12 protein-coding genes are annotated in these 16,924 nt (G+C 73.6%); 8 read left to right on the forward strand and 4 right to left on the reverse strand.

The features are described from left to right. Nucleotide 1 precedes the first annotated feature (1 nt). On the forward strand, nt 2-1,702 hold the full coding sequence (locus LE548_RS16790; protein ID WP_225097655.1) for a hypothetical protein: 1,701 nt from the start codon (nt 2-4) through the stop codon (nt 1,700-1,702). Nucleotides 1,703-1,772: 70 nt separating this feature from the next. Then, nucleotides 1,773-3,590 (forward strand): hypothetical protein, encoded by a 1,818-nt coding sequence (locus LE548_RS16795; RefSeq protein ID WP_225097784.1) that lies wholly within the window; start codon nt 1,773-1,775, stop codon nt 3,588-3,590. Nucleotides 3,591-3,660: 70 nt separating this feature from the next. Here the strand turns inward: LE548_RS16795 and LE548_RS16800 are convergent, their stop codons facing one another. Then, nucleotides 3,661-4,311 (reverse strand): nucleoside/nucleotide kinase family protein, encoded by a 651-nt coding sequence (locus LE548_RS16800; protein ID WP_225097656.1) that lies wholly within the window; start codon nt 4,309-4,311, stop codon nt 3,661-3,663. Between the two features lie 85 nt (nt 4,312-4,396). Here LE548_RS16800 and LE548_RS16805 point away from each other — a divergent pair, with 85 nt between their 5' ends. Further along, nucleotides 4,397-5,137: an HAD family phosphatase gene (locus tag LE548_RS16805; RefSeq protein WP_225097657.1), complete on the forward strand. Its 741-nt coding sequence runs from the start codon at nt 4,397-4,399 to the stop codon at nt 5,135-5,137. Then, nucleotides 5,134-7,497 (forward strand): glycoside hydrolase family 65 protein, encoded by a 2,364-nt coding sequence (locus tag LE548_RS16810; protein ID WP_225097658.1) that lies wholly within the window; start codon nt 5,134-5,136, stop codon nt 7,495-7,497. Before LE548_RS16805 ends, LE548_RS16810 begins: the two co-directional genes overlap by 4 nt. A gap of 358 nt (nt 7,498-7,855) precedes the next feature. Here the strand turns inward: LE548_RS16810 and LE548_RS16815 are convergent, their stop codons facing one another. After that, nucleotides 7,856-8,749 (reverse strand): M56 family metallopeptidase, encoded by an 894-nt coding sequence (locus LE548_RS16815; RefSeq protein ID WP_225097659.1) that lies wholly within the window; start codon nt 8,747-8,749, stop codon nt 7,856-7,858. Next, nucleotides 8,746-9,129 (reverse strand): BlaI/MecI/CopY family transcriptional regulator, encoded by a 384-nt coding sequence (locus LE548_RS16820; protein ID WP_225097660.1) that lies wholly within the window; start codon nt 9,127-9,129, stop codon nt 8,746-8,748. The genes LE548_RS16815 and LE548_RS16820 overlap by 4 nt, the downstream gene beginning before the upstream one ends. Before the next feature lie 205 nt (nt 9,130-9,334). Between LE548_RS16820 and LE548_RS16825 the strand changes: the two genes are divergently transcribed. The 3 genes from LE548_RS16825 to prcB all read left to right on the forward strand — a co-directional run bounded on the left by LE548_RS16825 (nt 9,335) and on the right by prcB (nt 12,854). After that, nucleotides 9,335-10,801: a hypothetical protein gene (locus tag LE548_RS16825; protein WP_225097661.1), complete on the forward strand. Its 1,467-nt coding sequence runs from the start codon at nt 9,335-9,337 to the stop codon at nt 10,799-10,801. Nucleotides 10,802-10,958: 157 nt separating this feature from the next. Further along, entirely contained in the window at nt 10,959-11,924 is a 966-nt protein-coding gene (locus LE548_RS16830) for a lysylphosphatidylglycerol synthase domain-containing protein (protein ID WP_225097662.1), read from the forward strand. Between the two features lie 75 nt (nt 11,925-11,999). After that, nucleotides 12,000-12,854 carry a proteasome subunit beta gene (gene prcB / locus LE548_RS16835; protein ID WP_225097663.1) on the forward strand — a complete coding sequence of 285 codons (855 nt, stop codon included), beginning with the start codon at nt 12,000-12,002 and terminating at the stop codon, nt 12,852-12,854. Between the two features lie 152 nt (nt 12,855-13,006). Here the strand turns inward: prcB and LE548_RS16840 are convergent, their stop codons facing one another. Beyond that, complete coding sequence (locus LE548_RS16840; RefSeq protein WP_225097664.1) at nt 13,007-14,320, reverse strand: S9 family peptidase; 1,314 nt, start codon at nt 14,318-14,320, stop codon at nt 13,007-13,009. Nucleotides 14,321-14,656: 336 nt separating this feature from the next. Here LE548_RS16840 and LE548_RS16845 point away from each other — a divergent pair, with 336 nt between their 5' ends. Beyond that, nucleotides 14,657-16,705 carry a spermidine synthase gene (locus LE548_RS16845; RefSeq protein ID WP_225097665.1) on the forward strand — a complete coding sequence of 683 codons (2,049 nt, stop codon included), beginning with the start codon at nt 14,657-14,659 and terminating at the stop codon, nt 16,703-16,705. The last annotated feature ends 219 nt before the right edge of the window (nt 16,706-16,924 follow it).

Below are 16,924 nucleotides of genomic sequence, written 5' to 3' on the forward strand. Positions count from 1 at the left end.
CTTGCCCACTGGGTTCGACCACGAGTTCGTCCGCGCAGCGGCGCTCGCCGCCGACGGGTCGGCCGACCCATCGGCGGAATTCATTGAGCCGCACCGCGCCCTGGCCCGGCGGGTGAAGACCCTGGTCGCGGCGTACCTCTCGCCGGAGTCGGCCCTGCACGGCAGCGAGCGGGCCGTCGCCGCCGCGCTGACCCACCTCCGTGCCCTGCGGTCCGTGCAGACGGCCTCCGGCCTCTTCGCGGGCGGCGACAACGTGCAGTCGCCGCCGGACTCCGCGTTCACCGTCAACGACGTGTGCGACGCGCACGTCCTCGCCGCGGGCGCGGGGCCGGAACTGGCCGACGTCACGGCGGCGCTCGCCGACATCGCGGGCGCCGCCACCGGCCCTCTCCTGACCGGCGGGGTGCACACCCCGAACCACCGCTGGGAGCTGTCCGCGGCGCTGGCCCGACTGCACCGCTCGTTCCCGGACGACCGGCTGCTCGCCCGCGCCGAGGAGTGGCTCGCCGAGGGCGTCGACATCGACGCGGAGGGCCTGTACTCGGAACGCAGCGCCGTCTACGCGTCCATCGTCACCAACCCGTCGCTGCTGTTGCTGGCCGAGGTGCTCGGGCGTACCGACCTGCTGGACGCCGTCGAACGCAACCTCGCCGCGACCCTGGACCTGATCAGGCCGGACGGCACGGTGGAGACCGTCCACTCGCGCCGCCAGGACCAGAGCCATTCGTTCCCGTTGTGGCCCTACCTGCCGCACTACCGGCTGCTCGCGATCCGCACCGGCCGGGGCGACTTCGCCCGCGCGGCCCGCCTGGCGGCGGCCGACGGCATCAACGACCCCGACCTGCTCGCCCAGACCCTCCTCACCCCGGATCTGTGCCGCGCCCTGCCGGCCCCGGACGCGGAGAAGCTCCCGCGCGACCGGTACCTCCCCACCGCACGCCTCGCCGCACACGCCTCGGCCACCGCGCACACCGTGGTGTACGGCGGCTCCGACGTGCCCGAGCACCGGCGCATCCGCTCGGGCCTCGCCTGCAACCCCACCTTCCTGCGCCTGTTCGCCGGCGACGCCGTCCTCGACGCGGTCCGTCTCTCGCGGGGGTTCTTCGACATGGGCCCGTTCCGCGCCGGAGACATGGAACAGCTCGCCGACAACCGGTACCGGCTCACCGAAACCCTCACAACCGCCTACTACCAGCCGCTCCCGAAGGACCTCAGGCGTGACGACGGCGCCTACCGTCTGGTGGACGAGGGCCGCTTCTCCGCGGCGATGGCCTTCCCCGACCGCCCCGAGGACGAGGTCTCCCACACGACCCGAGTCGAGGTCGACCTGCGGGAGGACGGGGCCGACCTGCGGATCGACATCAGCGGCCCGCCGGTGCCCTGGGCCCTCGAACTGACCTTCCGGCCGGGCGGCGTGCCGGAGGGCGCCGTACCGATCGGTGACGGACGCTGGTGCCTGACGACCGGGCCGATGACCTACCGGGTCGGTGACGACGAGATCCGGGTCGAGGCCGACGTCGAGGCAGGCGAACCGCTTGCCGGGTCGTACCGCAGCGACGTACTGCGGTACGACCCCGGTCAGGACTACACCGTGGTGGGCGGCACCGACGCGACGACCGGGAACCGCGTCTACATCGGTGGACACGGCCCGCACACACTGACCGTCGCACTGCGCGCCCGCCGGCCCGCACCTGCCGTGTGACTCCGACGACCCACGCCATGGCCACCTCAGGTATGAAGGGCTGATCCCCGTGCACCTCCCGCCCCCTCCCGTGCATCTGCCCCGCCAGCTCGGCCCGCTGCACGACCTGCCCGACACCCCCGAGGCGTACGACGCGGTCCTCGCGGACGTCGTCGAGGCGGCCCTCGCGCGGATCACGCCGGAAGGCAACCTTGAGCACCCGGACGCCGGCGACGACATCGGCGACACCTCGCTCGGCATCACCTCCCTGCTCGCCCTCGCCTGGCAGCGCGGCAAGGACCCCCGCCTCCCCGCGGCCGTCCGCACCAGCCTCGCCTTCCACCTGCGCGAACGCGTCTACACCGAGGACAACCCCGGCTACCCCAACCTGCGCGTCACCAACTCGGGCCTGCCGTACGCCCGTTACGTCCTCGAAGCGGGCGCCCACCCCATCGGCGACTGGCCCAGCACGGTCTGGGCCCTGCTCCAGGCGGTCAACGTCCTCGACGCGGCCGAGGGCCTCGTGGACGGCGAACAGCGCACCGAACTGAGGGAGTTGGCGCACGGCTACTGGCAGTGGCTGACCGAGGCGACCTTCTTCAACCCGCAAGAGGCCGGCAACCAGGCCATCGGCTGTGTGGTCGGCGGCCTGATGCTCGCCCGCCATCTCCCGGACAGCGAGGGGGAGTTGGTGCGTGCACGGGCCTTGCGCCTGTACGCCGAGGAGATCCGCGCCCACCGGGTCCGTGACCGGGGCGCATCGCTGCCGCCTGAGCACGGCGGCGCCTACGACAACAACTACGGCCCGATCTCCCTGTCGTTCCTCGCCCAGGCCCACCGGGTCAGCGGCGCGGAGATGTTCGCCGAGGACGGCGACACCCTTGCCCGCTATCTCGACGCCCGGCTGACCAGCGGCGGCTACGACTGCGGCGGACCCCGCTACAGCGAACAGCACTCCGGCTTCGAATCCGTCCTGGGCCTGCGGTACTTCGGCGCGCGCATCGGCGCCGACCTGGGCCGCTACCGGGGCGACACCCGCTGGGGCCGGCACGCCGTGCAGGGCGACGGCCGGATCGACGGGCACTTCGCCTTCATGCTCGTCTGGCAGATCCAGGACCCCACCCGCTGGCACCGCACCCCGTCCCCCGGCCCCGCCCGCCACCAACTGCGCTCCGGCACGGTCTCCGTGGCCTTCGACAGCCGGATGACCCCCGCCCTGATCGAGGCCGCCGGCACCTACTACCTGCCCGCCGCCGTGCGCCGCCAGCACGGCTTCGGCCCGGTCACCGACGGCTTCCTGCTGTGCCGCCCGATGGGCGAGGTACGCGTCCGCGACGTCCGTGCCGACGGGCTCGCCGCCAAACTGGTCACCAAACCGGTCGTCGGCCGCGACCACGTCCTGCGCCATGTCCGCTCGCTGTACGTCACCGACGGCACCAGCCTGTGGGTCACGGTCGCCGTGGAACGCCTCGACGGGGAGCCGTACCTGCTGTCCGGAATGCCGTACGCCGCCGATGACGGCGACCGGGTGCGCCGCACCGCCGAAGGCCAGGTCACGGCGGCGGGCGGTCTGCGCCTCACGCACCCGGCGGCGCCGGGCGACGACCACTTCGACGCCCGCGGCGAACTCACCCAGGAACAGGCCGCGTTCGCCCTCGCCGCCGACCCGCGCGGCTACGGCAACCCGGACGAGGGCTGGCGCCACCTGATCTCCTCCACCGCCCTGGAGGCCGACCCGGCCCCGGGCGCCCCCGCCGGGCTGCACGTGTTCGCCGTACGGTACGGGCCCGGGGGAGCCTTCGCGCCCGTCTTCGAGGAGGGCCCGGAGGGACTCACCGTGCGCACGGAGGCGTTCACCGCCGTGCTCGGCGAGCCGGTGGGCGAACCCCGGCTGGACATCTCCGCCTGAGGTCCGGTTCAGCAGCCGGCAGCGGCTCGGCGTCCGCCGTACGCCCTCCCGGGATTCACCGGCCGGCACCTCAGGCTATGCCGGGCAGCGCGGTCGGCGGGACGATCAGGTCCGCCCGCCCCCGCGTCGTCTCCACCAGCTCGGCGTTGCGCTGGTCCGTGCCCAGCACCCAGGCCACCGCCTCCTCGTGGCCCTTGCCGAACTCCTCGTGCCGGGCGACCAGCCGGCGGATCCGCTCCTCCTCGGCGAGCTCGCAGAACCACGCCTCGTCCAGGCACGGCCGCACCCGCGCCCACGAACCCTCGGTCAGCAGCAGGTAGTTGCCCTCGGTCACCACCAGCCGGGCCGCCGGCTCCACCGGTATCGCGCCCGCCAGCGGCTGCTCCAGGACCCGCTCGAAGCCGGGCGCGTACACGACCTCCTCGGTGTCCTCGTGCAGCCGGCGCAGCAGTGCCGCGTAGCCGGCCGCGTCGAAGGTGTCCGGGGCGCCCTTGCGGTCCCGGCGGCCCAGGCGGTCCAGTTCGGCGTCGGCCAGGTGGAAGCCGTCCATCGGCACATGCGCCGCCCAGGGCGGCCCGTCCCCGTTCAGGGCCCGCACCAGATGCTCCGCGAGGGTCGTCTTGCCCGCACCGGGGCTGCCCGCGATGCCGAGCACGGCACGCCGGCCCTCCCCGGCGAGGGCACGGGCACGGGCGAGGAGGTCGTCGAAGGTCAGCGGCACACCGCACAGTGTGCACCAGGAGTTCGCGCACACATGTGGCGTGCGCCACCCACTGGACGGCGCCTCATGGGGAACAGTGCTGGGTATGACTCAGCTCGGTCTGCCCGACACAATCCAGGCCTGCCTGTTCGATCTCGACGGGGTCGTGACCAAGACGGCCCTCGTGCACGCGGCCGCCTGGAAGGAGACCTTCGACCCGTTCCTGCGCGACTACGACGGCGCGCAGGGGCGGCCGTTCGACGCGGTCGCCGACTACGACGAGTACGTCGACGGCCGCCCCCGCGCCGACGGCGTGCGCGCCTTCCTCGCCTCACGCGGCATCCAGCTGCCCGAGGGCACCCCCGAGGACCCGCCGGACGCCCGCACCGTGCACGGCGTCGGCAACCGCAAGAACCTCCTGCTCCTTGAGAAGATCCGCACCGGCGGCGTGGAGGCCTACGCGGGCACCCTGCGCTATCTGGAGGCGGTGCGCGCCGAGGGGCTGCGCACGGCGATCGTCTCCTCCAGCGCCAACTGCCGTGACGTGCTGCGCGCGGTCGGCGCCGAGCACTTCTTCGACGTACGGATCGACGGGGTCGTGGCCGCCGAACGGCACCTGCCGGGCAAGCCGCACCCCGACACCTTCCTCGCCGCCGCCCGCGACCTCGGCGTCGAGCCGTCCCACGCCGCCGTCTTCGAGGACGCGCTGGTCGGCATGGACGCGGGCCGCGCGGGCGGCTTCGGATACGTCGTCGGCGTCGACCGGGTCGGCCAGGCCGACGCGCTGTACGCGCACGGCGCGAGCATCGTCGTCCAGGACCTCGCCGAGCTGGGAGGCAAGCAGTGATCACCGACCGGTCGTACGCCGTCGAGCCCTGGGCCGTCCGCGAGACCGCCCTCGACCTCGACGTCCTCGCCCAGAGCGAGTCCGTGTTCGCGCTGTCCAACGGCCACGTCGGCTGGCGCGGGAACCTCGACGAGGGCGAACCGCACGGCCTGCCCGGCAGCTACCTCAACGGCGTGCACGAGATACACCCGCTGCCGTACGCCGAAGCCGGGTACGGCTACCCGGAGTCCGGCCAGACCGTCATCAACGTCACCAACGGCAAGATCCTCCGGCTGCTCGTGGACGACGAACCGTTCGACCTGCGCTACGGCCGACTCGTCACCCACGAGCGGGTCCTGGACCTGCGCCGCGGGGTGCTGGAGCGGACCTGCGAGTGGACCTCGCCGGCCGGCTCCACGGTCCGGGTGCGCTCCACCCGGCTGGTGTCGCTGACCCAGCGCGCGGTCGCCGCCGTCGCGTACGAGGTGCAGGCCGTCGGCTGCCGCAGCCGGGTCGTCATCCAGTCCGAGCTCGTCGCCAACGAGACCCTGCCCGAGTCCGACGGCGACCCGCGCGCGGCCATGGCGCTCCAGTCGCCGCTGGAGCAGGAAGACCACCTCGCCGCCGGCAGCCGGCTGCGGCTGGTGCACCGCACCCGGCGCAGCGGCCTGCGGGTCGCCGTCGCCGCCGACCACGTCGTCAGCGGCCCCGAGCGGACCACCACCCGCAGCGAGAGCGGCACCGACGTGGCCCGGCTCACCGTCACCTCCGTACTGGAACCCGGGCAGACGCTGCGGGTGGAGAAACTGGTCGCGCACGGCTGGTCCGGCGCCCGCTCGCTGCCCGCGATGGCCGACCAGGTCGACGCCGCGCTCGCCGCCGCCGCGCACGACGGCTGGCAGGGGCTGCTCGCGGACCAGCGGGCCTGCCTGGACGCGTTCTGGGCCCGCGCGGACGTCGAGGTGGAGGGCGACGAGGAGATCCAGCAGGCCGTCCGCTTCGCCCTGTTCCACGTCCTGCAGGCCGGCGCCCGTGCCGAGCAGCGGGCGATCCCGGCGAAGGGCCTGACCGGCTCCGGATACGACGGGCACGCCTTCTGGGACTCCGAGATGTTCGTGCTGCCCGTCCTCACCCACACCGCGCCCGCAGCCGTCGCCGAGGCGCTGCGCTGGCGCCACAACACCCTGGACGAGGCCCGAGAGCGCGCGGCCCAACTCGGCCTCGGCGGGGCCGCGTTCCCCTGGCGGACCATCGCCGGACCGGAGGGCTCGGCGTACTGGCCGGCCGGCACCGCCGCCTTCCACGTCAACGCCGGGATAGCCGACGCCGTCGTCCGGTACGTCGAGGCCACCGGCGACGGCGCGTTCGAGCGTGAGGTGGGCACCGAGCTGCTGGTGGAGACGGCCCGGCTGTGGCGCTCCCTGGGCCACCACGACGCCCACGGCGTCTTCCACATCGACGGCGTCACCGGACCCGACGAGTACAGCGCGGTCGCCGACGACAACACGTACACCAACCTGATGGCCCGGCAGAACCTGATGGCCGCGGCCGACGCCGTCGAACGCCACCCGGACCAGGCCGCCCGGCTCGGCGTGGACGCGGAGGAGAGCGCGGCCTGGCGGGACGCCGCCGCGGCGATGCACGTCCCCTACAACGCCGAACTCGGCGTCCACGAACAGCACGCCGGGTTCACCCGCTACCAGCGCTGGGACTTCGCCGGCACCCGCGCCGAGCAGTACCCGCTGCTGCTGCACTTCCCCTACTTCGACCTCTACCGCAAACAGGTCGTCAAGCAGGCCGACCTGGTGCTGGCCATGTACACCTGCGGCGACTTCTTCGAGCGCGGCGACGGGAAGGCGGCCGAGGAGCAGATCGCCCGGAACTTCGCCTACTACGAGCCGCTGACCGTCCGCGACTCCTCCCTGTCCGCCTGCTGCCAGGCCGTCATGGCCGCCCGGACCGGCCATCTGGACCTCGCCTACGCCTACACCGCGGAAGCGGCCCTGATGGATCTGCAGGACCTGGAGCACAACACCCGCGACGGGCTGCACATCGCCTCGCTGGCCGGGACCTGGATGGCACTGGTGGCGGGCTTCGGCGGGCTGCGCCGCGACGGGGAGAGCCTGCGGTTCGCGCCCCGGCTGCCCGAGCGGCTGAGCCGGCTCGCCTTCCACGTCCAGTTCCGCGGCCGCACGCTGCGCGTGGACATCGGCGCGGACAAGGCCACCTACGAGCTCCTGGACGGCCCGCCGCTCACCTTGCGCCACCACGGCGACCCCCTGACCCTGACCCCCGACGGTCCGGCCGTCCGCCCGGTACCCCCACCGATCCGCCGCTCGACCCCCGAACAGCCCCTGCACCGGGTGCCGAACGGGGGGTGAGAGGCGGCGCCGGTACGCGCCGGTGGGGCAGCCCTGACGGCGGCCGACGGGGCTGCGGTGTCACTGTTCGGGAACGGCGTCCTGCGGCACGGTGGGCGGGCAGTCCGGGCGTGCCGGTAGGCCGGGGCCGACGATCCCGGCGTACCGCTCGTCCCGCGGGGGAACCTCCGCGGGCGTCGCCGGCGCGCCGCCGACGACTCGCCGGTCGCCGGGCTCAGCTCAGGGTGCCGGACAGTAGCCCCAGCCGGTCGTCAGCCCCAGCCGGTCGTCCGTGGTGCCGGCAGCGAGTGGGGCTGGCGCGGTGAGGGCGGTCGTAAGGTCCCCGCTTGTCCTGCGGGCCCCGGCCGGTCGTCGGGGCTCAGTTCAGGGTGCCGGACAGCAGGCCCAGCAGGTCGCCCGTCGCGTCGGCCGCGAGCAGGGCGGGCAGGGTGGCCAGGGCGAGGACGGCCGCCGCGGCGGCCCACAGCCGGGGCGGCGGGGTCGTCTGGAGGGCCGCGATGCGGCGGGTGACGGCCCGGTCGGTGAAGCCCAGGGCGCAGGCGGCGCGGGTGCGGCCCGCCGTGAGGGCGGCCCGGGCCAGGGCGAGGGCGGTGACGCGGCGGTCGCCGACCGTGGCCGCCGCCTGCTCGTCCGCCCAGCGCTCCACGAGGAAGGCCACGGCCGTACGCACCGGCCGCAGCAGCGGATTGGCCGCCGCGGCCAGCGTCACCGCCGTGACCAGCGCCCCGTGCCGGTGGACGAGGTGCGCGCGCTCGTGCGCGAGCAGCACCCGCCGCTCGGCCGGCGCCAGTGCACTCAGCATCGCCGAGGTGACCAGGATGCGGCCCGGCCGGCCCGGGATCGCGAACGCCTGCGGCACCTCGGAGGCGGCGACGATCAGCTCGGTGCCGTCCGGCTGCCCCGCGCACAGCCGGCGCAGCGCCCGCCGCGTGGACCGCTCGGCCCGCACGGCCCGGTGCACCCGTACGGCGACCACCAGCAGCACCAGACACGCGCCGAGCCCGATCGCCTCCGGCACCGGATCCATCACCCGGTGCCCGTGCTCGCGGGCCTCCCGGATCACCGGCGGTGTGTCCCCGAGCAGCGCGGCGGCCAGCAGCACCAGCGACCAGGTGGTGGCCAGCGCCGTCACCACGGCGGCCGACGCCAGCACGCGCGCGGCGAGCGCAGGGGCGACCCGGCGGGCGAGCACCGGGCAGACCAGCACCGGCAGCGGCGACAGCACCAGCGGGCCGTACACGTCGAACTTCATGCGCCGCCTCCGGCAAGCAGTTCGCGCAGCGCCCGCTCCTCCGCGGGGCTCAGCCCGGTGACGAACTGCTGCAACGCGGCGATCGGGTCCGGGCCCCGGTCCAGGGCCTCGTGCATCGCCTCGGCGGTCAGCTCGGCCGCGTTCTTCGCCGGCCGGTACGCACCGCGCCGGCCGTCCGCGTCCCGCAGCACCAGCCCCTTGTCGTACAGGCGTTTGAGGATCGTGTGCACCGTGTTGTAGGCGAGCGCCCCGTCCACCTCGGCCTGGATCTCCGCCGGGGTCAGCGGCCGCTCGGTGGCCCACAGTGCGGCCAGCACCTCGCTCTCCAGCTCCCCGGCACTTCTCCGCTCCGCCCTGCCGCGGGACTCTGTGCCAGCCATGCCCCAACCTTACAGCGCGTAGTGCGTGGGCCGGATGGCCCCGTCCGCCCGGCAAGAGCCAGCGATACGGGGTACTTTGGCGGTGTTTTCCCCCGGGGTCGAGGGTGTTGTCACCGTGCGGCGACATGCTCCCGGCTCCGTGCTGGACCCTACAGGCTGTAGGGTGACAAGGGCTCCGCACGCTGCGGAGGCAAGAGGGGTGATGATGGCCGGCAGCGCGCACGCCACACTCGCCGGACTACGGCGCGAGCGCGGCCGCCGCACGTCCGCCGGCCGCGCACCGCGCACCACTGCCCCGCTCGCCGCCGTCGCGGCCGCCTTCACCCTGGCCCAACTGCTCCTCGTCCGGCCCGGCATGGGCCTCGGCTGGGACGAGACGGTGTACGTCAGCCAGGTCAGCCCCCAGGCCCCGGCCGCCTTCTTCAGCGCACCCCGGGCCCGGGGAGTTTCCCTGCTCGTCGCGCCCGTCGCCGCCTGGTCCACCTCCACGGCACTGCTGCGGACCTACCTCGCGCTGCTGTCCGGCCTCGCCCTGTTCCTGGCCCTGCACGCCTGGCGCGGCCTCTTCCCGGCCCGCGTGCTCGCCCTCGCCGGCGCCCTCTTCGCCTCCCTGTGGATCACCCTGTTCTACGGCCCGCAAGCCATGCCCAACTACTGGGTCGCCGTGGGCGCCCTGGCCGCCGTCGGCTGCTTCCTGCGTGCCGGCGCCGGGCGATCCGCGCTGTGGGGCCTCGCGGCGAGCGGTGCGCTGATGGCGTGGATGCGGCCCATGGACGCCGTCTGGGCGGTGCTGCCGCTCCTCGCCGTCGGCCTCGTCCGCCGCCGGTGGCGGGCACTGTCGGTGCTGCTCGCCGGGCTCGCGGCCGGCGCCGCCCAGTGGGTGATCGAGGCGTACACGAGCTACGGCGGCCTCGCCCACCGGCTGTCGCGGGGCTCGGCGATACAGGGCGGTCTCGGCTGGCACTTCGCCGTCACCGACCAACTGCGCAGCCTCGGCGGCCACACGCTGTGCCGACCGTGCACCGGCGGCCTGCCGAATCCGTTGATCACCGCGTGGTGGTTCGTCCTGCCCGTGCTCGCCGGGCTCGGACTCGCCGTCGCCGTCCGTGCCCGCCGCCCGGCCGCCACGGCGCTCCCCCTCGCCTGCGCGGCGAGCGCCGCCTTCCCGTACCTGTTCCTGATCGGCTACGCGGCCCCCCGCTTCCTGCTCCCTGCCTACGCCCTGCTCGCGCTCCCGGTCGCCGACGCGCTCGCACATCTCCTCACCGCACCGCGCCGCCGGGTCGTCGCCCCTCTGCTCGGCCTCGGGCTCGCCGCCCACCTGGCCGTACAACTGGCCGTCCTGACGCACACGGTGGACCGCACGACCCAGGCCCACAAGGCCTGGTTCCGCACCGCCACCGCCCTGCACCGGCTCGGCGTCCGCCCGCCCTGCCTGCTCACCGGCAACGACGCCCTTCCCCTCGCCTTCTACACCGGCTGCTCCTCGGCCGTGACCGACGGCGCCGACGCCAACAGCACCCCGGCCCGCATCGCCGCCGCCGCCCGCCGGACGCCGGTCGCCGTACTCGTACCAACAGGCTCCCAGCCACCGCCGTACGCCCGCGCCTGGCCGGCCGAACCCCTCGACGGACAGTGGCTGTACTACTCCGTACCGGGGAGCGGCCGATGACACGCGCAGGCAGTGCATGCGCCGTCGCCGCCGTCCGGGGGACCTCGGTCGCCCCGCCGGTGCCGGCAGGGGTGCGCATGCCCGGCCGTGCCCTTGGCCGGCCGGCCGAACCCCTCGGCGGACAGCGGCCGTACTCCTCCGTGCCCGGGGGCCGCCGATGACGTCCCCGGGTACGGAACTCGTCGCGCCGGACGATGCTGCGATCCCCGTCCGGCGCCGCGCGCACTGGCACGCCGGTGTGCTGCTCGCCGTTCTGCTCGGCGGGCTGTACCTGGCCCGGCGGCACTGGCCCGCGCTGGAGAGCGGGGCCGGGCGGCTGGCGGGGGCCGATCAGGGGTGGATGCTGGTCGGGGCGACCGCGGCACTCGGCACCTGGGCGGCCTCGGCGCTGGCCCAGCAGGGCGCGGTCCTGCGGCGGCTCCCCGGACCCCGGCTGGTCGCCGCCCAGTTCGCCGCCTCCGCCGCCAACCACCTGCTCCCCGCCGGCCTCGGCGCGGGCGCGGTCAACCTGCGCTTCCTGATGCGCTGCGGACTGCCCGCGGGGCGCAGCGCCAGCGCCCTCGCCGTCAAGGCCACCGCCGGCGCCGTCGTCCGCCTGACGCTGATCGCGCTCCTCGCCCCCTTCTGCCCGGGCCTGCTGCGCCTGCCGGACCTCTCCGCGACCGCCCTCCTCGGTGCACTCGGGGCTGCCGTCCTCCTGGGCGCGCTGCTCGCGACCCCGCTGTGGCCGCGCTGCCACCGTGCCCTCGCCGCCGTACTCGCCGACATCCGCGCACTGCACGCCAGTCCGGCCCGCGCGGCGGCCCTGTGGGGCGGCTCCCTCGCCTTCGCCGCCCTCCACTCCACGGTCCTCGTCGCGGTCACCCGGGCCGTCGGACTGCCGCTGCCCCCGCTCCAGGTGGCCCTGCTGTACCTCGCCGCCAGCAGCGCCGCCGCCCTGCTGCCCACCCCGGGCGGACTCGGCTCCCTGGACGCGGCGCTCGCGCTGGCCCTCACCGTCTCCGGCGCCCCCGGCGCGGCCGCTGCCTCCGCCGTGCTCGGCTACCGGCTGCTGACGGTCTGGCTGCCCCTGCTCCCGGGCCTGCTGGTGCTCGGGGTGCTGGTCCGGCGCAAGGCTCTGTGAGACACGGGGAGTTTCCCGCGGGCCCGCTTCAGGTAGGAGTCGGGTGTCGCATGCCGCAGCAGGAGGGGGAGAGCCATGCCGGGAAACGGGACAGCGGGGCTGCCGGACGAGGCGTTCTTCACGCCGGGGACGTCGTCCTTCACCGAGTTCCTCGCCGCGCACCGACCGGAGATGCTGCCCACCGCGCCCCCGCTGCCCGCCGGGGTGCGGACGGCACCGCACAGCTTCCCGCACGGCACCACCGTCCTCGCCCTGACCTACGGCGACGGCGTCCTGATCGCCGGCGACCGCAGGGCCACCATGGGCAACCTCATCGCCCAGCGCGACCTGGAGAAGGTGCACCCCGCCGACGACCATACGGCCGTCGCCTTCGCCGGCACCGTCGGTCTCGCCGTGGACATGGTGCGCCTGTACCAGGTCGAGCTGACGCACTTCGAGAAGATCGAGGGCACCCCGATGACCCTGGCCGGCAAGGCCACCCGGCTCGCGACCATGATCCGGCAGAACCTCGCCCAGGCCATGCAGGGCCTCGCCGTCGTCCCGCTGCTCGCCGGGTACGACCTCAGCGCATCCGAGGGCCGCCGCGGGCGCATCTTCGGCTTCGACCCGGCCGGCGGCCTGTACGAGAAGGACGACTTCTACGCCGAGGGCTCCGGCTCCCCGTACGCCCGTGGCGCCCTGAAGAAGCTGTACCGGCCGGGCCTGACCCGCCGCGAGGCCGTCCTCGCCGCGCTGCAGGCGCTGTACGACGCGGCCGACGACGACTCGGCGACCGGCGGTCCCGACCTGAACCGCCGTATCTTCCCGGTCGTGGCGGTGATCACCGAGGACGGGTTCGAGCGGCTCTCGGTGCCGGAGACCGAGGAGCTGAGCCGGGAGATGATCCTGCGCCGTGGTGACCGCCCGGACGGACCGCACGCCACGCCCTGACACCAGAGACCTCTGACGATCCGTCGGTCGCTGTTCCTGCCCGGCGCGCAGGAGCGGACTCGCGCGAGTGCGGGCCTGCGCTGCTGACGGCGCCGACGTCGTATCTGTGCGTGGACTGTGTCGGAAGCCGAAGCCGGTGGCGGCAGACGGGTTCATCTCGCGGCGGTACGCGAGGTGGTGCACGCGTCGGAGCGGGCCCCGCCGTGGGCATGGAGGTAGGCCAGGACGTCGCAGACGGACTGGCCGAGGACCTGGTTGTGGCCCGCACCAGGGTAGGTGCGGTAGAGGACGGCGGACGAGCTCAGGCGACGAAGGTGTGCAACGACCGCGTCGGTCCAGGCCGGCGGCACGTCCTGGTCGGCCTTGCCCTGGATGACCAGCGCGGGGACGGGCACGGCGGAGCGGTCCGGGTCGCCGTAGGCGCCCATCCGCTCGCCCATCTGCCGCATCTGCTCCGCGCTCAGCGGCAGCATCCGCTCGGTGTCCAGGCCATTGAGCACGGGATCGCTGTCCGTCACGCAGTCGGCGAGGACGTGGGAGGCGGTCGCTGCGGCCGCGGGACCCAACAGCGAACGCAGATTCACCGAGGGGTCGATGGCGGCCAGTCCCGCCAGGGAGTAGAACGCGAAGGACAGCTCGCTGGGCACGTGAGAGGCTTTCACCCCGGCGAGCATCGCCTCCAGGTGGCTGGCCGGCGCGACGGCGACCACCGCGCCGAGGCGCTGCGCAGCCGTCGGACGCCGGGCGTGGGCGGCGAAGAGCGCGGCCTGCCCCCCTTGTGAGTGCCCCACCGCGAACCACACCGGTGACAGGCCGGGCACGAGCCGGCCGGCCGCGGTGACGATGTCGGCGACGGCGTTGCCCTCGTCCGCGCCGACCAGGTAGGTGTGCACCGCAGGGGTGCCCAGCCCGGGGTAGTCCGAGGCAGTGACCGCGTAGCCGGCGCGTAGGAACGCGCGAAGCTCCTGAGCGAAGGCGTCTGCGCCCAGATTCGCTGATTGGGAGGGCGCGCAGGCGTCGGCCACGCCGGTCGTTCCGTGTGCCCAGGACACCACCGGCCAACCGCCCCTGGGCGCGGCACCGGGTGGCAGCAGCACCGTGCCACTGACCGGAATGTCCGCGCCGCGGGCGTTGGTCGAGTGATAGAGCACCGTCCAGCGCCGCGCGCCCTCCAGCCGCGCATCGGGGCCGTGGTCCGTCGAGGCGATCAGCGAGCCCGGCACTGCGGCAGGCAGCGGATCGGGCACCTGGTAGGTGTGGCCCACCATGGTCACTCCCGACGGCATCCGCCGGTCCGAGGTGTCAACCGTCCCGGTGATGTCCCCCTGGTGTGAGAAGGCACAGCTGCCTCCCACCGCGGTGAGCGCGGCGGCGAACACGGCGGCGCACAGGCGGCCCGCCCGGCGGCGGCGCGGCACTCTGCCGGCGCGAGTCACCAGGAGGTGGAGCAGGCTCTGGATCCGCACGGGTGAAGACCCCTTCCAGCGAACGTGTTTGCCTCACCCTGGCATCACTCCCCATCAACGCGCCTGTGGAGATCCGCCGTCCGAGGCGCCGGCCGCGCCTGCTCCGATTGCGGCGGAGCCCACGTCTCGACGGGCTTCCGCTGTCGGTGGCCGCGGCTGATTCGCGCACTGCTGATGCTGTCCACAAGCGCCAGCACCGCAGCCGACTGCGCACCGGCAGCGCCGCCCGCGGCATGGTTGCCGGCTCCGCAAGACCTCTCTCAACCTGGAGATATCATCATAAAAGTCGGCAAGTCTCCTCGACTGACCGTGCTGAAGATGGCACCGTAATGGCGCGTGAGGCCGACCGAAATCAGACAAACCGACCGCGGGGTGCGCTGGCGGCTTCTGCTGGCCAGCGCCACCATGCTCTTCGTCGAGCTGGCGCTGATCAGATGGGCGGGCGCCAACGTCGTCCACCTCAGCTACTTTTCGAACTTCATCCTGCTGGGGTCGTTCCTGGGCATCGGCATCGGGTTCCTGATCCCCGCCTCGCGCGGGCAGTGGCTCGCACGCTGGGCACCGGTTCCGCTCGCGCTGCTCGTCGTTCTGGTGCGCGAATTTCCGGTGCAGGTGCGTCAGAGCAGCGGCCAGATCATCTACTTCACCGCCGTGAAGACCACCGGCTTCCCCGAGTGGGTGACGCTGCCGGCCATCTTCCTGCTCACCGCGGTGATCATGGCTGCGATCGGCAAGATCGCCGCCGATCTCTTCCGCCGGCTTCCCTCGCTCGACGCCTACCGCTTCGACCTGCTCGGCAGCATCATCGGCTCGGTGGCCTTCGCCCTGGTGTCCTGGCTCCGCGCTCCCTCGGTCGTATGGGGCGTACTCGCCGCCGCGGCCCTGCTGATCCTCGGGGGGCGGCGCAACACCCTGCGGTACGGCATCCCGCTCATGGCGATGGTCGCTGCGCTGTTCGTGGAGACGGCGACAGCCGGCATCTCCTGGTCGCCCTACTACAAGGTCCAGCTCACGCCCGTGCCGTCCACCGCCGGGGGGTACCGCATCTCCGCCAACGGTGTCCCGCACCAGAGCATCGCGCCGCTCCCGGTGCTGATGCGCAAGAACTCGCCCTATCGGCAGCCGTACGACCGCACGCCCGGCAACCCGCACAAGCGCGTGCTGGTCATCGGGGCCGGCAACGGCAATGACGTCGCGGTCGCCCTGGCCCACGGAGCGCAGCGCGTGGACGCGGTCGAGATCGATCCCCGGCTGCAGCAGATCGGCGCACAGCTGCACCCGGCGAAGCCGTACGACAACCCCCGGGTGCACGTCCACATCAATGACGGACGGGCTTTCCTGGAGCGGACGAACGCCAAGTACGACCTCGTCGTCCTGGCGCTGCCGGACTCGCTGACGCTGGTGGCCGGGGCGAGCAATCTGCGCCTGGAGAGCTACCTGTTCACCCGGCAGGCGTTCGAGGCCGCACGCGATCACCTGGCGCCGAACGGCGCGTTCGCCATGTACAACTACTACCGGACGAGCTGGCTGGTCGACCGCTTCGCCGGCTCCCTCGACGACATCTACGGCCATGCCCCCTGTATGACGACGTTCGGCAAGAACGCGGCCGTGCTGGTGGCCGGGATGACGACCGCCGACCAGTCGTGCGAGCGGATCTGGCAGCCCAGCGGCGCGGTCCCGGCGGCCGCGAGCGACGACCACCCGTTCCCGTATCTGCTGCACCGGACCATTCCCACGCTCTACCTGGGCACGCTGGGCGCGATCCTGCTGGTGACGCTCCTTGCGGTGCGCCTGACCGGAGTCCGGATCCGAAGCACGGTCCGCTACACCGACATGTTCCTGATGGGCGCGGCCTTCATGCTGCTCGAAACGAAGAACGTGATCGGCTTCGCGCTCTACTTCGGTACGACCTGGCTGGTCAACGCCCTGGTCTTCATCGGTGTCCTGCTCGCCGTCCTCGCGGCGGTCGAGGTCCGGCGCCGGCTGCGGCGGGTCAACCAGCCGGCGCTGCAGCTTCTGCTGTTCGGCACCCTCGCGGTGGCCTGGCTCGTCCCGGCGCACGCGGTGCTCTCGCTGCCCTTCGCCGGACGGCTCGCCGCCGCCATCGCCCTGGCCTTCGCCCCCATCTTCTGCGCCAACCTCATCTTCTCGGACCGCCTCGCGCTCGCCGCGGACCCGACATCCGCGTTCGGCGCGAATCTGCTGGGCGCGCTGACCGGGGGCGCGCTCGAATATCTGGCGCTGGTGACGGGCTATCAGGCGCTGCTGCTGGTCGTCGCCCTGCTGTACCTGGGGGCTTGCGTCGCCATGCGCATCGCAGGGCGCGGGCCGGGCGCGCAGTCGCCCCCGGTGCCCGACGAGACGGTGGCCGTCAACAGCCGGTAGAGCTTGGTCAGGCGCTTCCAGGCCTGCCCGCCGGGGTAGAAATCTCAGTCGCCCCGCCACCGGCAGAGGGCTTGCGTCAGGACAGCGCGCGTCGGCGAGGAGGGGGACTTCGCGGATGAGGCAGGGCGCGGCTGCGAGCCGCCTGCACGTGATCGACGACTGGGCAGAAGGCCAACGGGTTCTGCACGTTGCTCACAACACCGCGGCGGAACGCTTCGA

Source organism: Streptomyces sp. CoH27, from assembly GCF_020181035.1.
GTDB classification, from domain to species: Bacteria; Actinomycetota; Actinomycetes; order Streptomycetales; family Streptomycetaceae; genus Streptomyces; species Streptomyces camelliae.

Coding starts and splice junctions, on each gene's coding strand:
- LE548_RS16805 (WP_225097657.1), top strand. CDS start 4,397: ATGACTCAGCTCGGTCTGCCCGACACAATCCAGGCCTGCCTGTTCGAT.
- LE548_RS16815 (WP_225097659.1), bottom strand. CDS start 8,749: ATGAAGTTCGACGTGTACGGCCCGCTGGTGCTGTCGCCGCTGCCGGTG.
- LE548_RS16820 (WP_225097660.1), bottom strand. CDS start 9,129: ATGGCTGGCACAGAGTCCCGCGGCAGGGCGGAGCGGAGAAGTGCCGGG.
- LE548_RS16825 (WP_225097661.1), top strand. CDS start 9,335: ATGGCCGGCAGCGCGCACGCCACACTCGCCGGACTACGGCGCGAGCGC.
- LE548_RS16830 (WP_225097662.1), top strand. CDS start 10,959: ATGACGTCCCCGGGTACGGAACTCGTCGCGCCGGACGATGCTGCGATC.
- prcB (WP_225097663.1), top strand. CDS start 12,000: ATGCCGGGAAACGGGACAGCGGGGCTGCCGGACGAGGCGTTCTTCACG.